The 16,362-nt window shown below is 43.7% G+C and carries 16 protein-coding genes; 4 read left to right on the top strand and 12 right to left on the bottom strand.

Annotated features, from left to right (window positions below):
• Window positions 1–2 precede the first annotated feature (2 nt).
• Window positions 3–875 carry a LysR substrate-binding domain-containing protein gene (locus L2729_RS16920; RefSeq protein ID WP_248989315.1) on the top strand — a complete coding sequence of 291 codons (873 nt, stop codon included), beginning with the start codon at window positions 3–5 and terminating at the stop codon, window positions 873–875.
• A gap of 64 nt (window positions 876–939) precedes the next feature.
• Here L2729_RS16920 and trpS read toward each other — a convergent pair whose 3' ends face one another.
• The 3 genes from trpS to rpe are packed head-to-tail and all read right to left on the bottom strand — an operon-like array spanning window position 940 to window position 3,322.
• Window positions 940–1,941 carry a tryptophan--tRNA ligase gene (gene trpS, locus L2729_RS16915; RefSeq protein ID WP_248989314.1) on the bottom strand — a complete coding sequence of 334 codons (1,002 nt, stop codon included), beginning with the start codon at window positions 1,939–1,941 and terminating at the stop codon, window positions 940–942.
• A 4-nt stretch (window positions 1,942–1,945) separates the two neighbouring features.
• Window positions 1,946–2,644, bottom strand: coding sequence for a phosphoglycolate phosphatase (locus L2729_RS16910; RefSeq protein ID WP_248989313.1), 699 nt, complete (start codon window positions 2,642–2,644; stop codon window positions 1,946–1,948).
• 3 nt (window positions 2,645–2,647) lie between these two features.
• Window positions 2,648–3,322, bottom strand: coding sequence for a ribulose-phosphate 3-epimerase (gene rpe, locus L2729_RS16905; protein ID WP_248989312.1), 675 nt, complete (start codon window positions 3,320–3,322; stop codon window positions 2,648–2,650).
• 201 nt (window positions 3,323–3,523) lie between these two features.
• On the opposite strand from rpe, the gene L2729_RS16900 reads away from it, so the two are divergent.
• Both L2729_RS16900 and L2729_RS16895 read left to right on the top strand, forming a co-directional pair.
• Window positions 3,524–3,859: a hypothetical protein gene (locus L2729_RS16900; protein WP_248989311.1), complete on the top strand. Its 336-nt coding sequence runs from the start codon at window positions 3,524–3,526 to the stop codon at window positions 3,857–3,859.
• A gap of 8 nt (window positions 3,860–3,867) precedes the next feature.
• Window positions 3,868–4,053 (top strand): DUF2970 domain-containing protein, encoded by a 186-nt coding sequence (locus tag L2729_RS16895; RefSeq protein WP_248989310.1) that lies wholly within the window; start codon window positions 3,868–3,870, stop codon window positions 4,051–4,053.
• Window positions 4,054–4,055: 2 nt separating this feature from the next.
• On the opposite strand, the gene L2729_RS16890 is transcribed toward L2729_RS16895, so the two are convergent.
• The 9 genes from L2729_RS16890 to L2729_RS16850 form a co-directional block, all read right to left on the bottom strand.
• Window positions 4,056–4,895: a Dam family site-specific DNA-(adenine-N6)-methyltransferase gene (locus tag L2729_RS16890; protein ID WP_248989309.1), complete on the bottom strand. Its 840-nt coding sequence runs from the start codon at window positions 4,893–4,895 to the stop codon at window positions 4,056–4,058.
• A gap of 49 nt (window positions 4,896–4,944) precedes the next feature.
• Window positions 4,945–6,366, bottom strand: a complete 1,422-nt coding sequence (locus tag L2729_RS16885; protein WP_248989308.1) for an AAA family ATPase — start codon at window positions 6,364–6,366, stop codon at window positions 4,945–4,947.
• A 148-nt stretch (window positions 6,367–6,514) separates the two neighbouring features.
• Window positions 6,515–7,594 carry a 3-dehydroquinate synthase gene (gene aroB, locus L2729_RS16880; RefSeq protein ID WP_248989307.1) on the bottom strand — a complete coding sequence of 360 codons (1,080 nt, stop codon included), beginning with the start codon at window positions 7,592–7,594 and terminating at the stop codon, window positions 6,515–6,517.
• A gap of 3 nt (window positions 7,595–7,597) precedes the next feature.
• Complete coding sequence (gene aroK, locus L2729_RS16875; protein WP_101093448.1) at window positions 7,598–8,113, bottom strand: shikimate kinase AroK; 516 nt, start codon at window positions 8,111–8,113, stop codon at window positions 7,598–7,600.
• 214 nt (window positions 8,114–8,327) lie between these two features.
• Window positions 8,328–10,400, bottom strand: coding sequence for a type IV pilus secretin PilQ (locus L2729_RS16870; protein WP_428848259.1), 2,073 nt, complete (start codon window positions 10,398–10,400; stop codon window positions 8,328–8,330).
• Window positions 10,401–10,405: 5 nt separating this feature from the next.
• On the bottom strand, window positions 10,406–10,924 hold the full coding sequence (locus L2729_RS16865; protein ID WP_283104265.1) for a pilus assembly protein PilP: 519 nt from the start codon (window positions 10,922–10,924) through the stop codon (window positions 10,406–10,408).
• On the bottom strand, window positions 10,921–11,535 hold the full coding sequence (locus L2729_RS16860; protein ID WP_101093451.1) for a type IV pilus inner membrane component PilO: 615 nt from the start codon (window positions 11,533–11,535) through the stop codon (window positions 10,921–10,923). Before L2729_RS16860 ends, L2729_RS16865 begins: the two co-directional genes overlap by 4 nt.
• A complete protein-coding gene (locus L2729_RS16855; protein WP_248989305.1) occupies window positions 11,532–12,113 on the bottom strand; it encodes a PilN domain-containing protein in 582 nt (193 codons plus the stop codon). The genes L2729_RS16860 and L2729_RS16855 overlap by 4 nt, the downstream gene beginning before the upstream one ends.
• A complete protein-coding gene (locus tag L2729_RS16850) occupies window positions 12,101–13,180 on the bottom strand; it encodes a pilus assembly protein PilM (RefSeq protein WP_248989304.1) in 1,080 nt (359 codons plus the stop codon). Before L2729_RS16850 ends, L2729_RS16855 begins: the two co-directional genes overlap by 13 nt.
• Window positions 13,181–13,778: 598 nt before the next feature.
• Between L2729_RS16850 and L2729_RS16845 the strand changes: the two genes are divergently transcribed.
• Window positions 13,779–16,346 carry a penicillin-binding protein 1A gene (locus L2729_RS16845; RefSeq protein ID WP_248989303.1) on the top strand — a complete coding sequence of 856 codons (2,568 nt, stop codon included), beginning with the start codon at window positions 13,779–13,781 and terminating at the stop codon, window positions 16,344–16,346.
• The last annotated feature ends 16 nt before the right edge of the window (window positions 16,347–16,362 follow it).

The raw sequence follows: 16,362 nt of genomic DNA, 5'->3' as shown, positions 1-16,362 counted from the left end.
CAATGCGAAAACTCCCGCCATTAAGGGCCTTGCAAGTGTTCGAAGCGGCTGCAAGGCAAGCGCATTTTTCCAAAGCAGCCAGCGAACTCTGCATTACCCAAAGCGCTGTTTCACATCAAGTGAGGCTGTTAGAGGAACACTTTGGTGAGCGTTTATTTAAGCGACTGGGGCGCCAACTATGCTTAACCAGCAAAGGGAAACTCCTCTATGAGTCATTGGAGCGGATCTTTAATGAACTCAGCGATCTGAGTATGCAAATAAGTGGCGATAGCAATGATCAGCTGCGACTCGCGGTTTATAGCTCGTTTGCCATAAAGTGGTTAATCCCAAGGTTGAGTGGTTTTAGAAGGCAACACCCAGAAATAAAAATCCGTTTAGATATGATCACTGATGATCCTGAACTTAGCGATGGTGTGGCCGATATGTTTATTACAGGCCAGAGCGGACAACCCGGCTACTACCACCAGCTGCTACATAAAGAACGCTTGGTGCCTGTGATTAGCCCTAACTTGCTGACAGCTGCCAGTCAGCCGCTCAATGAGTTAAGCTCACATCCGCTGCTTACCGTCGACGAAGGGCCCTTAGGCTTAGACTGGGATCGTTGGTTTGTCGCTAATAAGATGATTTTACCGCCGGAGCAACAGCAGCATATCTTCAGCCATGTATTATTGGCGATTGAAGCGGCAATAGCAGGCCAAGGTATCGCGTTGGCATCTGACTTTATGGTACAAGCTGATATTGAAAAAACAGTGTTAGTTGAGTTGGCGCTACCCGATATATTGACTGGGTTTGAGTTCTATTTCAGCTGTAAGCAGCGCCGGTTAAAAGAGCCTGCTATTAACGCATTTGTTAATTGGCTCAGCAAGCAATCGTAGCCCACAAAAAAGCCAGCGTATTAAGCTGGCTTTTTATCACGATGATTTAGTTATCATTTCATACCTAAACAATCATGCCTATTTTTTCGTACGCCTGCTTTATCGTCACTTCAGCACGCACTTTAGCTTTTTCGGCTCCCGCTCTAAAGACTGAATCAAGATAAGCTTCGTCAGCTCTAAACTTGTGGAAGCGAGCTTGTAGTGGCTCAAGCATAGCAACAACAGCTTCGCCAGTGGCGACCTTTAAGTGGCCATACATCTTGCCTTCAAAGTCTTTTTCAATTGATGCAATTGATTGACCGTTACAGCCAGACATCAAGCTCATTAAGTTAGACACACCAGGCTTTTCTTCTACGTCAAAACGCACCACTGGTGGCTCTTGACCATCGGTCATTGCCTTTTTAATTTTCTTCATAATCGCTTTAGGATCATCAAGTAAACCAATAACGTTGTTACGGTTATCGTCCGACTTAGACATCTTCTTCGTCGGTTCTTGCAGTGACATCACCTTAGCGCCCATCTCTGGGATGAATGGCTCCGGTACCACAAACGTATCGCCATAAGCATTGTTGAAGCGAGTTGCAATATCGCGCGTTAGCTCCAAATGCTGCTTCTGATCTTGGCCAACAGGCACTTCATTCGTTTGATAAAGAAGAATATCGGCAGCCATCAGTACTGGGTAACCAAACAAACCAACGTTGATATTGTTAGCGTGTTTTTGCGACTTATCTTTAAACTGCGTCATACGGTTAAGTTCACCCATCTGGGTGTAACAGTTCAATGCCCAGCTAAGCTGTGTGTGCTGTGGCACTTGAGACTGTAAAAATACGGTGCTCTTTTCAGGATCGATACCACAAGCAAGATAGATAGCTAGGGTGTCTAAACACGCTGCACGCAATTGTGCTGGATCTTGTCTAACGGTAATCGCATGTAAATCAACTACACAATAAATACAGTCATGAGTGTCTTGTAAAGCAACCCACTGACGTAGTGCACCCATGTAATTACCAATACTCAGCTCACCAGATGGTTGAGCACCACTAAACACGATAGGTTTTGCAGTCATTCTTTTATTGCTCCATTGATTCAGCGCTTACATCTAGTAGCCCTGAAATTTCATTAAATTGTTCGCAAACCACTGTCGGGCTGCTCAGCCCAATATCTTCACCGTAGTTGTAGCCATAGGTCAAGCCTATTGATGCTATCCCAGCGGCTTTTGCGGCTAATATGTCATTTTTTGAGTCACCAACCATTAAGAGCTGTTCCGGCTCAAGCTGCCACTGCTGCAATATATGCGTTAACGGCATAGGATCGGGTTTCATTTTTAACAATGAATCTCCGCCCAAAACTATCGAAAAGTAACCATTGAGTTTAAAAGCTTCAAGCAGCGGGACGGTAAATTCATAGGGCTTATTGGTCACGATGGCGAGCTGATAACCTGCAGCATACAGCTGCTGTAACACTCGTTCTACGTCATCATATAAGCGACTATGTTGCTGTAAGTTCTGCTGATAGAAATACATGAACCTTGGCATACAGGCCGCAAGCCTTTCATCACTAACAGCAGTATTCAATGCAAAGCTCAGTGCGCGACGCATTAACATTTCAGCGCCGTTACCGACCCAACTGCGCACCTGGTCTTGAGTACATAAAGGTAAGTTTAACTCTTGCAGTGCAGCGCGAGTCGCTGCAGCAAGATCAGGAACGCTATCAATAAGCGTCCCGTCTAAGTCAAACGCAATTGCTTTAATTTGACTAAAATTAGCCATCAGTTAAATCTCTACACTTGCCAATTCGGCACGCATTTCATCGATAACGGCTTTATAGTCTGGCTTATTGAAAATGGCCGAACCGGCAACGAACATGTCCGCACCCGCTGCGGCAATGGCAGCAATATTGTCGACTTTAACGCCACCATCGACTTGAAGACGAATGTCATAGCCACTGTCATCAATCAGCTTACGCACTTGACGTAGCTTGTCTAAAGTTGACGGAATAAACGACTGTCCACCGAAACCAGGGTTAACCGACATCAACAGAATGACATCGAGCTTATCCATGACATGGTCTAAATAATGTAGCGGCGTACCAGGGTTAAACACCAAACCTGCTTTACAGCCAGACTCTTTGATCAGCTGCAAGCTACGATCTAAATGCTCACTCGCTTCAGGGTGGAAGGTAATAATGGAGGCGCCCGCGTCGGCAAAGTCAGGGATCAGACTGTCGACTGGCTTAACCATTAAGTGCACGTCGATATCGGCTGTTACGCCATAATCGCGCAATGCTTTGCACACCATCGGTCCGATGGTTAAATTTGGCACATAATGGTTATCCATTACATCAAAGTGAACAACATCTGCCCCTGCGTTCAATACCGCGTCAACGTCTTCACCTAGACGCGCGAAATCAGCTGATAAAATAGAAGGAGCAATCAAAAATGGACGCATAACAAACCCACCAGTATGTTTAAGAAGTGCACTATTCTACCTTTTGCAGCTCAAGCGCTCTATACCTGTAAGCTTATTTAGCGAAATTGGTAGGCTAAAAAATTCATCGTAGCGGCTAAAATGAATTTATATGTAAAATATGTTTAAAATATAACCTTGTTTGCTATAATGTTTTGACGGCATGAAATATAGGAGGACGACATGAAGGGATTACTCAAGAAAACAGCGACCTTTAGAGCCACTGCTGTTCTTGCTGTCGTGACTGCAGCCATTGGAACCATTAGCTTAACGTCTCAATCTTCTGATTCAGCCTCTATCGCTTGTGCATGTGATACCGCAACCAGTAGCTACAATCCAGCCCTACCCGCAAGCCACCCGAGCAACCGCTGCGCTTCTCAAGCAAATGATTTGAGTTGGAAAAGTTGGTTATCAGGTAAAAGTCAGACCAATCAATTACATTTCATCGATCTATTTGAGCTGCTCTATGGCCACCAAAGTGCGCCCATTAGTAATAGTTCACCGATGAAGGGCGAATAAAGAGTCATATGCTAAATCAATGGTGGCAAGTACTCTTGAGTACCTTAGCTGCCTTTGTTGGCGTACAAACAGAGCAAAACCGACGTAAAGACTTTCAAGCCTCTTCGCCTATCCCCTTCATCGTGATGGGTATTTTGCTCGCTATTGTGTTTGTATTAGGGCTGCTATTTATCGTCAGTCAAGTCGTAGGTTAAATCTAGTCGTTTTCACTGTTATATGAATCATCGTATAACGCCATCAACTCATCGACTTTCTTACGACTACTGCCTTTTTGACTAATATTACGCTGCACTTTAATCGAGTCAAATGTTGCGCCGTGATAAAGCTCTCTGGTCAGTGGAATATCATGATTACTGATCAGCACCGGTATACCACGTTCAATGGCAGTGTGGCGTGACTTCCTTGCCAGCAGCGCTTGATCATCTAATGAAAAACCCGTACCAACATAAGTGGTAAAGCTGGCCGTTGATGACAATGGCGCATAAGGTGGGTCGCAATAAACAACATCACCATTTTGAGTCATATCGATTGCTTGTTCGTAACCAATGCATCGAAACTCAGCACGTTGAGACTTTAGCGAAAAAGCACGAATTTCGTTTTCAGGAAAGTAGGGTTTTTTATACGAACCAAATGGCACATTGAAGCCGCCTTTACGGTTATAACGGCATAAGCCATTAAAACCATGACGGTTCATATAAAGAAAATAAACGGAACGTTTGAAAGGATCTTTAGTCTCGTTAAAGCTGGTGCGAACCTTATAGTACGCTTCCTTTTCATTCATCTCAGGGACGAATAGGGCTTTAGCCGCCTTAATATACTTTTCAGGATCTGACTGCACAATCTTATACAAGTTAATCAAGTCTTGATTAATGTCGCACAATAGGTAGCGATCATAGTCAGTATTGAGGAACACAGAACCTGCGCCCACAAAAGGTTCTACCAGCCTATCACCCTGGGGAAGGTGCCCTGTTAGAAACTCAATCAGTTTAAATTTTCCGCCAGCCCACTTTAAGAAGGCCCTTTGTTTTTTAATCATTTAAATTGATTGAATACTAAGAAAAAGAGAGCTGGGGATTGTACTATGTTTATTCATTAATTTCACGAGTTGGAAGCGTATCTTGTAACTCATATTGCGTAAGATCTTGCCACTTTCGAATCCAAGGTGCAGAAATCGTGGAGTTTGCTGTTAATTCAAGCAATTGTTCTCTCGCTTGCTTTGCCGAATCAAACTCACCCATTAATACTACCCAGCGACTTTTATAGCGTGCAACCTTGACGCCCTTTTCCTGTTTCACACTCTCTAACATCCTGACTAATGAATCTAAACGCTTAACACTGGCGAGTTGCAATGTGTAGCCTTTGGTCGGCTTTTGCACTGCTTTCGCAATAATCTCTTTGTTATTAACGTGAGTAAGAGTTTCATTTGGCTTTGCTGAAAACGCCTCAACATTAACGTCTGCTAAAGGTTCAATAACCTCAGTCATAATGTCGACGCTTTTTTCAGGTACAACATCCACTAACTTCTGACGATCTGACTCCACAGTCGTAATTAGCAAGGGGTCATCAGCGACTGTAATTACCATTCCCTGATTAATATCTGCTTCAACTTGCTGTAATGCCATAGGCTCAGCCGTAAAATGTCCTGCTAAAAGCTGTTGACCATATGCCGCTAAAAAGGGCGAACTCGATACCGCCACAGCAGCAAATACGACTGTGCTTTGCTGCTCAGCGAGCGGCGGCTCATCATCGATGAATAACCAAGCAAGCAAGGTGGTCGCTAAAAGAATAAACGCACCTATAACGAATCGCTTTGTAGTGGATTTTACAACAGGCTCTTCAGCCCCTCCATTTAATGCCAGTTCAAGCAGCGCAACAACCTCTTTCGGTGTGCCGTTTTGTGCTTCTAATCTATCTTTAACGATATCTCGAGGCGTAAAGGGCTGTGCTTCACTGCGGCTTAATAGCATGTAATAAAGCCCTTCTCTTTCAGTGCAATCGATGGGCTCGATATCTAACGGGAGCAGCAACTGCCGCTGGTCGATAGGCAGTTGCTGTAAAACATCATTTAGAAAACCAACAGGTGATGTCATGGTCACGCTGACTGTTTTTCCAGCAAAAGACATCTGGCTCAACACGATGCATTCTGCCCAGATCTCTAGCGGTATATAGTGAGCATCATCAAGTACAATACAACTAGCAGAAGCCAGTGTAGAAGAGGCTCGTAGCATTGCTTCAGGCAGAGGTAGTTCATCGTCAAATACTGGCTCAGCTAGGAGTTGTACCAGTATTTTACGTCTAATTTCAGCGCTGTCACAATGCTTCGGACAAATAACCAGAGCGGAACTAAATGCTTCAAGTTCAGTGAGTAATGCAGTGACAAGCGTGGTCTTGCCTGCACCGTCTTCGCCAGTGAGTACAATAAGCTGCTGACCATACAAGCTAATATGCTGTAGGCGATTTAACAGTGCTTCTTGGCTAGGGAGTAAGATTGAACCGGTTAAAGACATTTATATCCATGCTCTCGCAAGAGAAAGCCCAAGGTATGACTGAAAATGGCGCAGCAAAAGTGGCCTATGTTCAATAAACATAGGGACTTTACCCGTTATATAATTTGGAGGACTAAATTTAGCTTTCACCGAACACCTGCTACATAGTTTATGCGCAGTCGATAACCTCTTGAAGTAGCTCGTCAGTAACATCGCTATAGATCCCCGCCTGGCCTAAGCCTTCGGGTAACACTAAACGCAATTGTCCTTTAAGCACTTTCTTATCTCGGCGCATATGTTTAATGAATTGTTCAAAATTCATAGTGTCTGGTGCAGTAATAGGGAGATCAAATGCGGCAAATAACGCCGTAATACGACAAACAATTGACTCTTCTATTAACCCCAGCTTATTTGAGGTGACTGCAGCAAGGACTGTGCCAGCAGAAACGGCTTCGCCATGTAGCCACACGCCGTAGCCCATTTCAGCTTCAATCGCGTGCCCAAAAGTATGTCCCAAATTTAGCAATGCTCTTACTGCTTGTTCGGTTTCATCTTTTTCAACTACATCAGCTTTGATTTCACAGCAACGCCCAATCACATACTCAAGTGCCTGAGTGTCTAATGCTTTTAATACATCAACATTGTTTTCCAACCAGCAGAAAAACTCTGCATCCCACATAATGCCGTATTTGATCACTTCTGCCATACCAGCAGCAAATTCTCTTTTAGGCAGTGTGTTCAAGCAGTCGGTATCAATCAAAACATATTTCGGCTGATAAAAAGCACCGATCATATTTTTACCCAGAGGGTGATTGACTGCTGTTTTTCCACCTACTGATGAGTCAACTTGAGACAACAGTGTGGTAGGGAATTGGATAAAGTCGATACCGCGCTGATAACTTGCAGCCGCAAACCCAGTCATATCTCCAATTACGCCTCCGCCCAATGCAATAAGTACCGTATCACGGCCCAAATTTTGTTGTAGCAATGAGGTGAAAATTGAATCCATTTGGTTTAACGTTTTGTATTGCTCGCCATCAGGTAAAATAACGGGAGTGACACACACAAAATCCGACAGCATGGCTTGTACTTTTTCAAGGTACAGTGGCGCTATCGTTTCATTAGTGACAATGAGGATATTTTTGTTTTTAAGATAGCGAGCCAAAGGCTCGCCATTACTTAACAAATTCTGGCCAATTACGATTGGGTAACTACGTTCACCGAGTTCAACCAGAACCTGCTTAGTCATATCTTAAAAACCTAATTGCTCAATTATTTGGTTTGCAACTACTTTTGCGCTTTGCTCATCGGTTTTAACGATAACATCAGCGATCTCTTCATAAAGAGGGTTGCGCGCCTCGGCTAGAGTTTCTAGCACTTCTCTTGGATCATCTACTTGAAGTAGTGGACGACGCTTATCTCTTTGCGTACGTGCTACTTGTTTGTCGATGGTGGTCTCGAGGTAGACTACAATTCCACGAGCAGAAAGATTATTACGGATCTCCTTACTCTGAATTGAACCACCACCAGTTGCTAACACGATACCTTGCTTTTCGGTTAAATCAGCAACAACTTGTGTTTCGCGAACGCGGAAGCCTTCTTCGCCTTCGACATCAAAAACCCACGCAATATCAGCGCCTGTACGGCTCTCAATTTCTTGATCTGAATCGTGGAACTCTAAGTGCAGCATCTGTGCCAGATGACGGCCTATAGTGCTTTTACCAGCCCCCATAGGGCCTACTAGGAAAATATTACGTTTTTCGGCCATTGCGATATATGTCTGAATCTTATTTGAAGTTTGCCTACGCCAACCCGAAAACTAGAGTTGACCTTAAATGTTACCTTGCTCTATTGAGACTTGACCGCTGATTATCTCAGCTAACCGCTATTGATGGCAAGTGAAGTAGCACATTTCTATCAAAAATCTATTTCATCTTGTAAAAATCCGACGCTAAACGCAGGCTTTTACTGGTTTATTGCCATTAAAGTGATTCGGAAATAATTTTAGGGGTCACAAAGATAAGTAACTCTTGTCGCTCATTCTTATCCGATGTACTTCTAAACATGAACCCAAGGTAAGGGATATCGCCCAAAATAGGAACCTTACTGACGCGACTGATCGATTGTTGTTGATAAATCCCTCCTAATACAATCGTCTCACCATGGTCCACCAGCACTTGGGTGCCAATACGCTGTGTATCGATAGAGACGGCTTCTCCCGTTGGCGTGGCAACCACTTTACCTTGAGAGTCTTGTGTAATTTCTAAATCGAGGATCACGCGGTTATCAGGGGTGATCTGCGGTGTCACTCTAAGAGATAAAACTGCCTTTTTGAACGTCACCGTTGTCGCGCCACTCGAACTAGCTTCAACATATGGGATCTCAACACCTTGCTCAATGTAAGCCGACTTCTGATTTGAAGTCGTGATGCGCGGACTTGCTATAATCTCACCCTTATTTTCTTGCTCTAGCGCACTCAATTCAAGATCGAGTACCGTACCATCGGCAAGCTTAGCAACGTGAAAAGCAAGACTCGTGGCGTTAACAGCCGCTGCAGGCAGATTAACGTTCAATCTGTCCCCTAGGCTCGGGATGATACCATTAGCAATGTCACTAGCGCCCTCTAGGCTGCCTGACGTACCTTTAGTGCCTTGCTGATCGGTTATGCCCCAACGTACCCCTAAATCTTCTGCTACATCGTCTTTAACCGTTACCATTCGCGCTTCAATTAATACCTGTTTAATTGGGATATCGAGCACTTCTATCAAGCGATGAATGCTCTCTAATGTTTCTTCGGTATCTTTAACTAACAACGTATTAGTACGCTCATCCACGGCGACACTGCCACGCGTTGACAGTAAGCTTGAATCTTCACCTTTTAACAGCGCTGCAATATCAACGGCTTTAGCGTAATTAATCTGCAGATACTCTGAATATAACGGCGCTAATTCTTTAACTTCTTGTAAGTTTTTGAGCTCTTGGCTCTCTCTTATCGCAATCTCTTCACTGGGCGCAATCATCAAGATGTTGCCTTCAATGCGCTTATCTAACCCTTTGGTTTGTAGAATAAGATCAAGCGCTTGATCCCAAGGCACATCGTCAAGTCGCAGCGTGATATCACCTTCTACGGTATCGCTGACGACCAAGTTAAAATCGTTATAATCAGCAATGATCTGCAGCACGGTTCTAACAGACATGTTTTGGAAGTTTAGTGACAATGAGCGACCGTCATATTTCTTTTCTTCTTTGACGATATCAAGGCGTTTGGCCTTTTCTATACTCAACTTAAATAAACGACCGTCTTGTTGGTAGTCATACTCATATGTACCTTCTACATCAATTAGAAAGCGACTAGTGAGTTCCTCATTAAAGGTTTCAAAACTCTTCACTGGCGTTGCAAAATCATGCACATCCATCACGTAAAGCAGATCAGAGCGAATATCGGTGTTATATAATTTAAGCTCAAGTTTAGCGCCAACTTGTTCCACATTTGCCGCGACTGAGCTATTTTCTAGCTTAATCAGTAGCTGGCCACCACCATTTGATGTGCGTTTAAAGTCGATACTTTCAATGCCGTTCATAAACGGATTGCTCGCCGCAGCGCCATCATTACGATTCATCACTTCATCATTGATAGTGAGTCTGTAGGTATTACCGACAACACGACCTTGATAGGCTTTGACACTTTCTAACCCGACAAATACTTGAAGACTCGCACCGCTCTGCACTGTACTGACGGTATCGACACCAACGGTATCAATAGCGAGCGTTTGCTTCTGGAGTCCAGAAAGGCTATCTGCAAACCCTAAAATAATCTGTGCGGGGTCAGCATTTAACTCAATCTCGGGTTGCTCAATATCATGTTCAAATACCAACTGTAATTCCAATTGGTGATCCACTACCGCATGATATTTAACATCAATTAGCTTATTAGCCGCATGTGCTAGCGGAGCCATTCCCAATAGGAACGCAAGGCTAAAAATAACCTTAATAAAAGATGCGGCCTTAGCGAAGGCGCGGTGTGTAATAGACAGTCTCATGAGCCTCTCAGTCATTCTTATTATTCTCCTGTTAATTCCATGCTGCTATTTCGTTCCGTCCAACAGCCAGACCCGTCTGGAATCAACTCTATAATTTCGATCGTTTGCGGCGTTACTTTGGCGATTCGGCCATGATAAAGCCCCAGGTATTGGCCTGCTCCCAAGCGATAAACACTTCCATCACTGGTCTCAAGCAGAGCCCAAATAGTATCAACTTCACTCAATGTGCCACGCATTTTCAAGTTATCGAGTGCGTATGTTTCTAATCGCCCTTTGCGGCGTTTAAGATCGGGTTGTAAACAGTCCTTGGTGGTATCAATTACCTCTTCGGTCAACTCTCTTGACGGAGGGATATACGGGCTACGCATAAGGTCTGCTTGATAATCAAAATGTTCAAATTTAGGCGTTTCTTTTAATGGCTTAATGTGTGCCACATGCTGCGCTTTAGTGGTTGTGACAAATAGCTCTAGATCGCTTCTGTCGCCTACGCAGCCAGAAAGCAGCAATACAGCCATCATAGCGGGCAGTATCTTTATCATTTAGCTGCCCCTTTTGCTGCAGGCAATTCAGCACCCTCTTTAAAGCGATAAGTCTTCGCTAAAATATCCATAGCCAGTGAGCCCGTCTCATCTCGCTTAATCACGAAATCATGCAAGCTCACAATGCGCGGTAACTTTGCCACACCACTAACAAGGTGCCCAAGTTGATGATAATCTCCACTGACTGCAATTTTGATCGGAAACTCAATATAAAACTCTCTTATTATTTCAGAGTCCCAATCTAAACTATTAATTTTAAGTCCCGCATCAGTCGCCACAAAAGTAACGTCATCTAGCAAGCCTGGCATTTCATTTTGAGACGGTAACATCTTCAGCAGTTCAGCAAACTGCACTTCCATAACCGCTAACTGCTCTCGATATAACTTAAGATTAGCGGCTAACTGATATTTAGACTTAAAATCCGTTTTGAACTGCTGCTCTTTTTGTTGCTCTGCATTTAACGCATCAATCGCATCTGATATAAACAGAAAGTAACTGGCTACGAATACACACACTGCGAGCAATGCAGCAAACACGCCTTTAACTAACTTGGGCCAAGCACCGATATTCTCAAAATCAATATCGTTAAACTGACTCAGATCGAGGTTCATTTACTCGCTCCTTTTGTCATGCTTAAATCCGCTATTTCACTATCTGCAATGGTAACGCGCAGAGTAAATCGTTGTAATTGCCTTAACTCTTCATTCTGAGCAATAATCGATTGCATATTAGGATCTTGTAGCCAACTAGAGGTCTTAACTTTTCGCATCATATTCGCGACATTATTGTTGGATTCACTGCGTCCTTCTATCCACAACATACTACCTTTTTTCTCTATACTGGAAAGGTAGATCCCTGCTGGCACGATACGCACTAACTCGTCTAGAACATGTGTCGGCAAATTTCTAGATTGCTGAAGCCCTAGAATGATTTCAGTACGACGCTCAATATCTTTTTTGCGTGTTCTAATTTCGGTAATTTCAGCTATTTGAGCTTCAAGCAATTGAATTTCAGATTGTAAATAGGCGTTACGACCTTTTTGGTCGTCAGATATCACATCAATCGCCATTAGAGATAGATAAACGATAAGGCCAGAGACTAAGAAAACCAGTGCCAGTAAACCGGTGTAATCTCGTTTTTGTTTTTCTCTGGCTTCTTCACGCCATGGTAAGAGGTTTATGTTCGCCATTCAGCATAACTCCTTAATGCCAGTCCACATGCCAACATGTATTTACCAATGTCTGGCTGGAGTTGTTGCCTAACGGCGTCATCTGCATGCAAGCAACCTTTAAAAGGGTCACCGACAATGGTATTAACACCTAACTCATTAATCATTAGGTTGGTCATACCTTCAAGTTTGGCAGTGCCACCACATAGAACAATGTGATCCACTTTATCCTTACCACTCGAAGTACAGTAAATCTGTAGGGTGCGTTTTATTTGTTGTAATAGCTGAGTTTGGAAAGGAGATAACACTTCAAACATGTAGTTCCGAGGAAGCTCACCGGCTAACTTAGCCTTTTCAGCTTGCTCGTAGGTCATACCGTAGAAAGAGAGTATTGATTGAGTAAATTGTTCCCCACCAAATGCCTGCTCTCTGACAAAAGTGGTTTCACCATTTTCAACAACAGAAAAAGTCGTAATACTGGCGCCAATATCGACCAGCGCAATAACTTTACTTTTTGCATCTTCTGGCAGTTGCCCCGCGATCATTTCAAATGAACGACCCAATGCGTACCCTTCAACATCGACAACTTTAACCTCAAGATTAACCTCATCCAGCGCATCTGTTCGAGTATCAATATTCTCAGAGCGACAAGCACTTAGCAGTACATCCACTTTAGTAGGATCTGTTTTATTGGCACTGAGGGTTTCAAAGTCAATATTAACTTCGTCTAGCGAATAAGGGATAAGATTGTCAGCTTCAATTTCAATTTGAGCTTCCATCTCCTCTTCACTCAAAGAGGCATCCATATAGATGACTTTGGTCATAACGGCTGAACCAGATACAGCCACAGCAGCAAATTTGGTCGTTTTTGGCAGTACTCTTTTGACTAACTTTAACGCCTCGACAACGGCTTCGCGATCTCGAATTTCATGATCATTGACCGCCCCCTTCTTCAGCGGGATAGCAGCATGGCTTAGTATTTTATATCCATCAGCAGTCTTGCTCAGCAGTATTGCTTTAACTTCATGGGAGCCAACATCAATCCCAACCATCTGCGGAGCCTGACGCTTCCATATATTTGAAAGCATAGTCCAACGTCACTTTATTATTATTTTCAAAAATAGATTAGCACAGAATCTACACGTTATAGCTATTTGTACAAAATGTTTCTAGATTTTACAATTGCCATTTTATTGACTTTAAATAACTACTTATAACTCTTAGTAACGCGTCAGACTAAAAACACAGTTCATTGTTGGTATTCATACTAATTTTAATCAAGTTGCAGTGATAAATGTCGACGATAACGACATTAACAGTGACTTATACTGGCGTCACTGTTCTGACGGCGGTTAATACTCAGCCAGATTTATTTTCAAGAACATCGAATACTGCACAAATTGGAATATTGTTTCGGATTTTTTCTAATGCTAAATATGGCCATGTAACTCGAAGGCATCTAGTGTTAACTTTTTTAACGATACTCATTACGGCAAGCTCTGTATCTAGGTTAACGAGTCACTTGGCTTTTACTCCGACGACCACCATCTGGGTTATTTTTATAATTAATAGACAACCTTAAAGCCTTTTTATTCATCAATAACATTAATCCTTAGGCTTTTACTTCACCATTGCTTCAACGGCTTATATACTACGGGTCTTATTTACAATTCATGGAATCTTCCTTTGAAGTGGTTAAAACGTCTTGTTATTGCTTTTTTTAGCCTAGGTCTACTTGGTATTGGTGCTATTGCGGCAGCATATTTTTATGTGCTTCCAGATTTACCCGATGTCACCACACTTAAGACGGTCAAACTGCAAACGCCACTTAGAATTTTTAGTAGCGACGGTAAACTGATCTCTCAGTTTGGTGAGAAACGCCGAATTCCCGTCCACTATAGAGATGTTCCAGAGCAATTAATTAACGCGATACTCGATACCGAGGATGCACGCTTCTTTGAGCATAGAGGCATTGATCCTATTGGTATTATCCGCGCGGCAGTTATCTTGGTCACTACCGGTAAAAAGAGTCAGGGGGCCAGTACAATCACCCAACAGGTCGCTCGAGGTTTCTTTTTAACGCGAGATAAAACCTACATACGTAAGACCAAAGAAATTTTCCTCGCATTAAAAATTGAAAAAGCACTGAACAAACAAGAAATTTTAACGCTTTACCTTAATCGCTCTTTCCTAGGAAACCGCGCTTATGGTGTGGGTGCTGCTGCTCAAGTTTATTACGGCAAAGAGTTAAGTGAATTAACCTTGCCTGAAATGGCAATGATTGCCGGACTACCACAATCACCGTCTGCAGCTAACCCCATTAGAAATGCTAGCCGCGCACTTAATCGTCGTAATTGGGTGCTGAGCCGTATGCTTGAAAAGCGGAATATCACTCAAGTCCAGTATGAAGAAGCAATACAAGCACCTATCACGGCTAAATATCACGGTGCTGTAATCGACTTATATGCACCCTACGTCTCAGAAATGGCCCGCGACTACCTTGTTGACAAATATGGTGAAGAGGAAGCGTACACTGGCGGCTACGATATCTATACTACCGTGGATTCTAAACTGCAGCTTGATGCCCAAAAAGCGCTTCGTCATAATGTTTACTCATATGACGAACGTCATGGCTACCGCGGACGCACCAAGGTGCTTTGGAGTGAAACTCCGCTAGAAATCGAAGAGATAAAAGCCAAGTTAAAACAAACGGGTTCGTTCCAAGGAATGTACCCGGCGGCCGTAATGTCTATTGATCAACAAACAGCAAAAGTCATGACCGCTAAGGGTGAGGTTTACACTCTCCCGTGGGATGGCATTAAATGGGCCCGTAAATTCATCACTAATAAACGTCAAGGCAAAGCCCCTAAGCTTGCATCTGACGTATTAACAGCTGGTCAGCAGGTATGGATCCGCAACAACGGTGATATTTGGCAACTGAGCCAAGTGCCACTAGTGGCCAGTGCGATAGTATCGATAGATCCTCAAGATGGCGCTATCAAAAATTTAGTCGGTGGCTTTAGCTTCTACACCAGCCAATATAACCGTGTCACTCAAGCGAAGCGTCAATTAGGCTCTAACATTAAGCCATTTATTTATACTGCTGCACTCGAGAAAGGTTACACACTGTCGACGCTGATCAACAATGCGCCGATTAATAAGCCCGATACTCGACAAGGTACAGCTTGGCGTCCCAAGAACTCTCCCGATGTTTATGGCGGTCCAACAAGGCTGCGTGTTGGTTTAGCCCAATCAATCAATGTCATGTCAGTACGTGCCATGCGTTATAGTGGACTTGACGCTACCATTGCCCAATTAGTTAAGTTTGGATTTGATCCTGCCGATCTCCCTCGCAATGAGTCAATCGCCCTGGGTTCGCCTTCGGTAACACCACTGCAAGTTGTCACTGCATTTTCAACATTCGCTAATGGCGGCTATCTAGTTGAACCCTATTTTATTAAAAAGATAGAGTCTGCTAATGGCGATCTTATTGAAGCCGCGAATCCAACATTAGCCTGCACCCCAGTAGCCTCTGAGCAACCCGTTGCGGTTGATCCATTTGCAGCGATGGCAAATGAATTTCAAAGTGACATAGTCCCTGAACAAAAAACAGAGACTGCAATGAAGATGACAGGCACGGCGATTCAATGCGGTAGTGATGACTCTCGCTTTGCCCCTAGAATCATTTCAGAGCAAACTTCATTCCTTATTACTGAAGCACTAAAAAGTGTTATTTGGGGCGGCGGTGATTGGCGTAAAGGGACAGGTTGGAATGGTACGGCTTGGCGCGCATCAAGAGTGGTTAAGCGCCGTGACATTGCGGGTAAGACGGGTACAACTAACGAATCTCGCGATACTTGGTTCAGTGGCTATAATCCTAAGCTGGCAACCACTGTGTGGGTTGGCTTTGATGACCATGGTCAAGAGTTAGGCCGCACTAGCTGGAATGCGAATGGCGCAAAAGATCAAATATCACTCGCCGAAGCGGGTGCCAAAACGGCAGGACCAGCCTGGAATGAGTTTATGAAAGATGCCTTAGCGGGGACGCCCGTGCTGCCAACGACTCCACCGGAGGGCATTGTCTCGGCTCGTATCGATTTAGCCACTGGCAAGTTAACTCGTAAGACTGATTACACCAGCAAGTTCGAGTATTTTATTGCCGGTACCGAACCGAAGGAATATGCCACAGAACAAGAGGTAGACAACAGTGATATCTTTATCGATAAGTCAGAGGAAGACGATCTGTTTCAATAACGCTGTTGCACAATAA

The sequence above is a fragment of the Shewanella gelidimarina genome, assembly GCF_023283945.1.
GTDB lineage: Bacteria > Pseudomonadota > Gammaproteobacteria > Enterobacterales > Shewanellaceae > Shewanella > Shewanella gelidimarina.
Note: the sequence above shows the minus strand (reverse complement) of the source record. Positions and strands in the feature narration are given on the sequence as shown.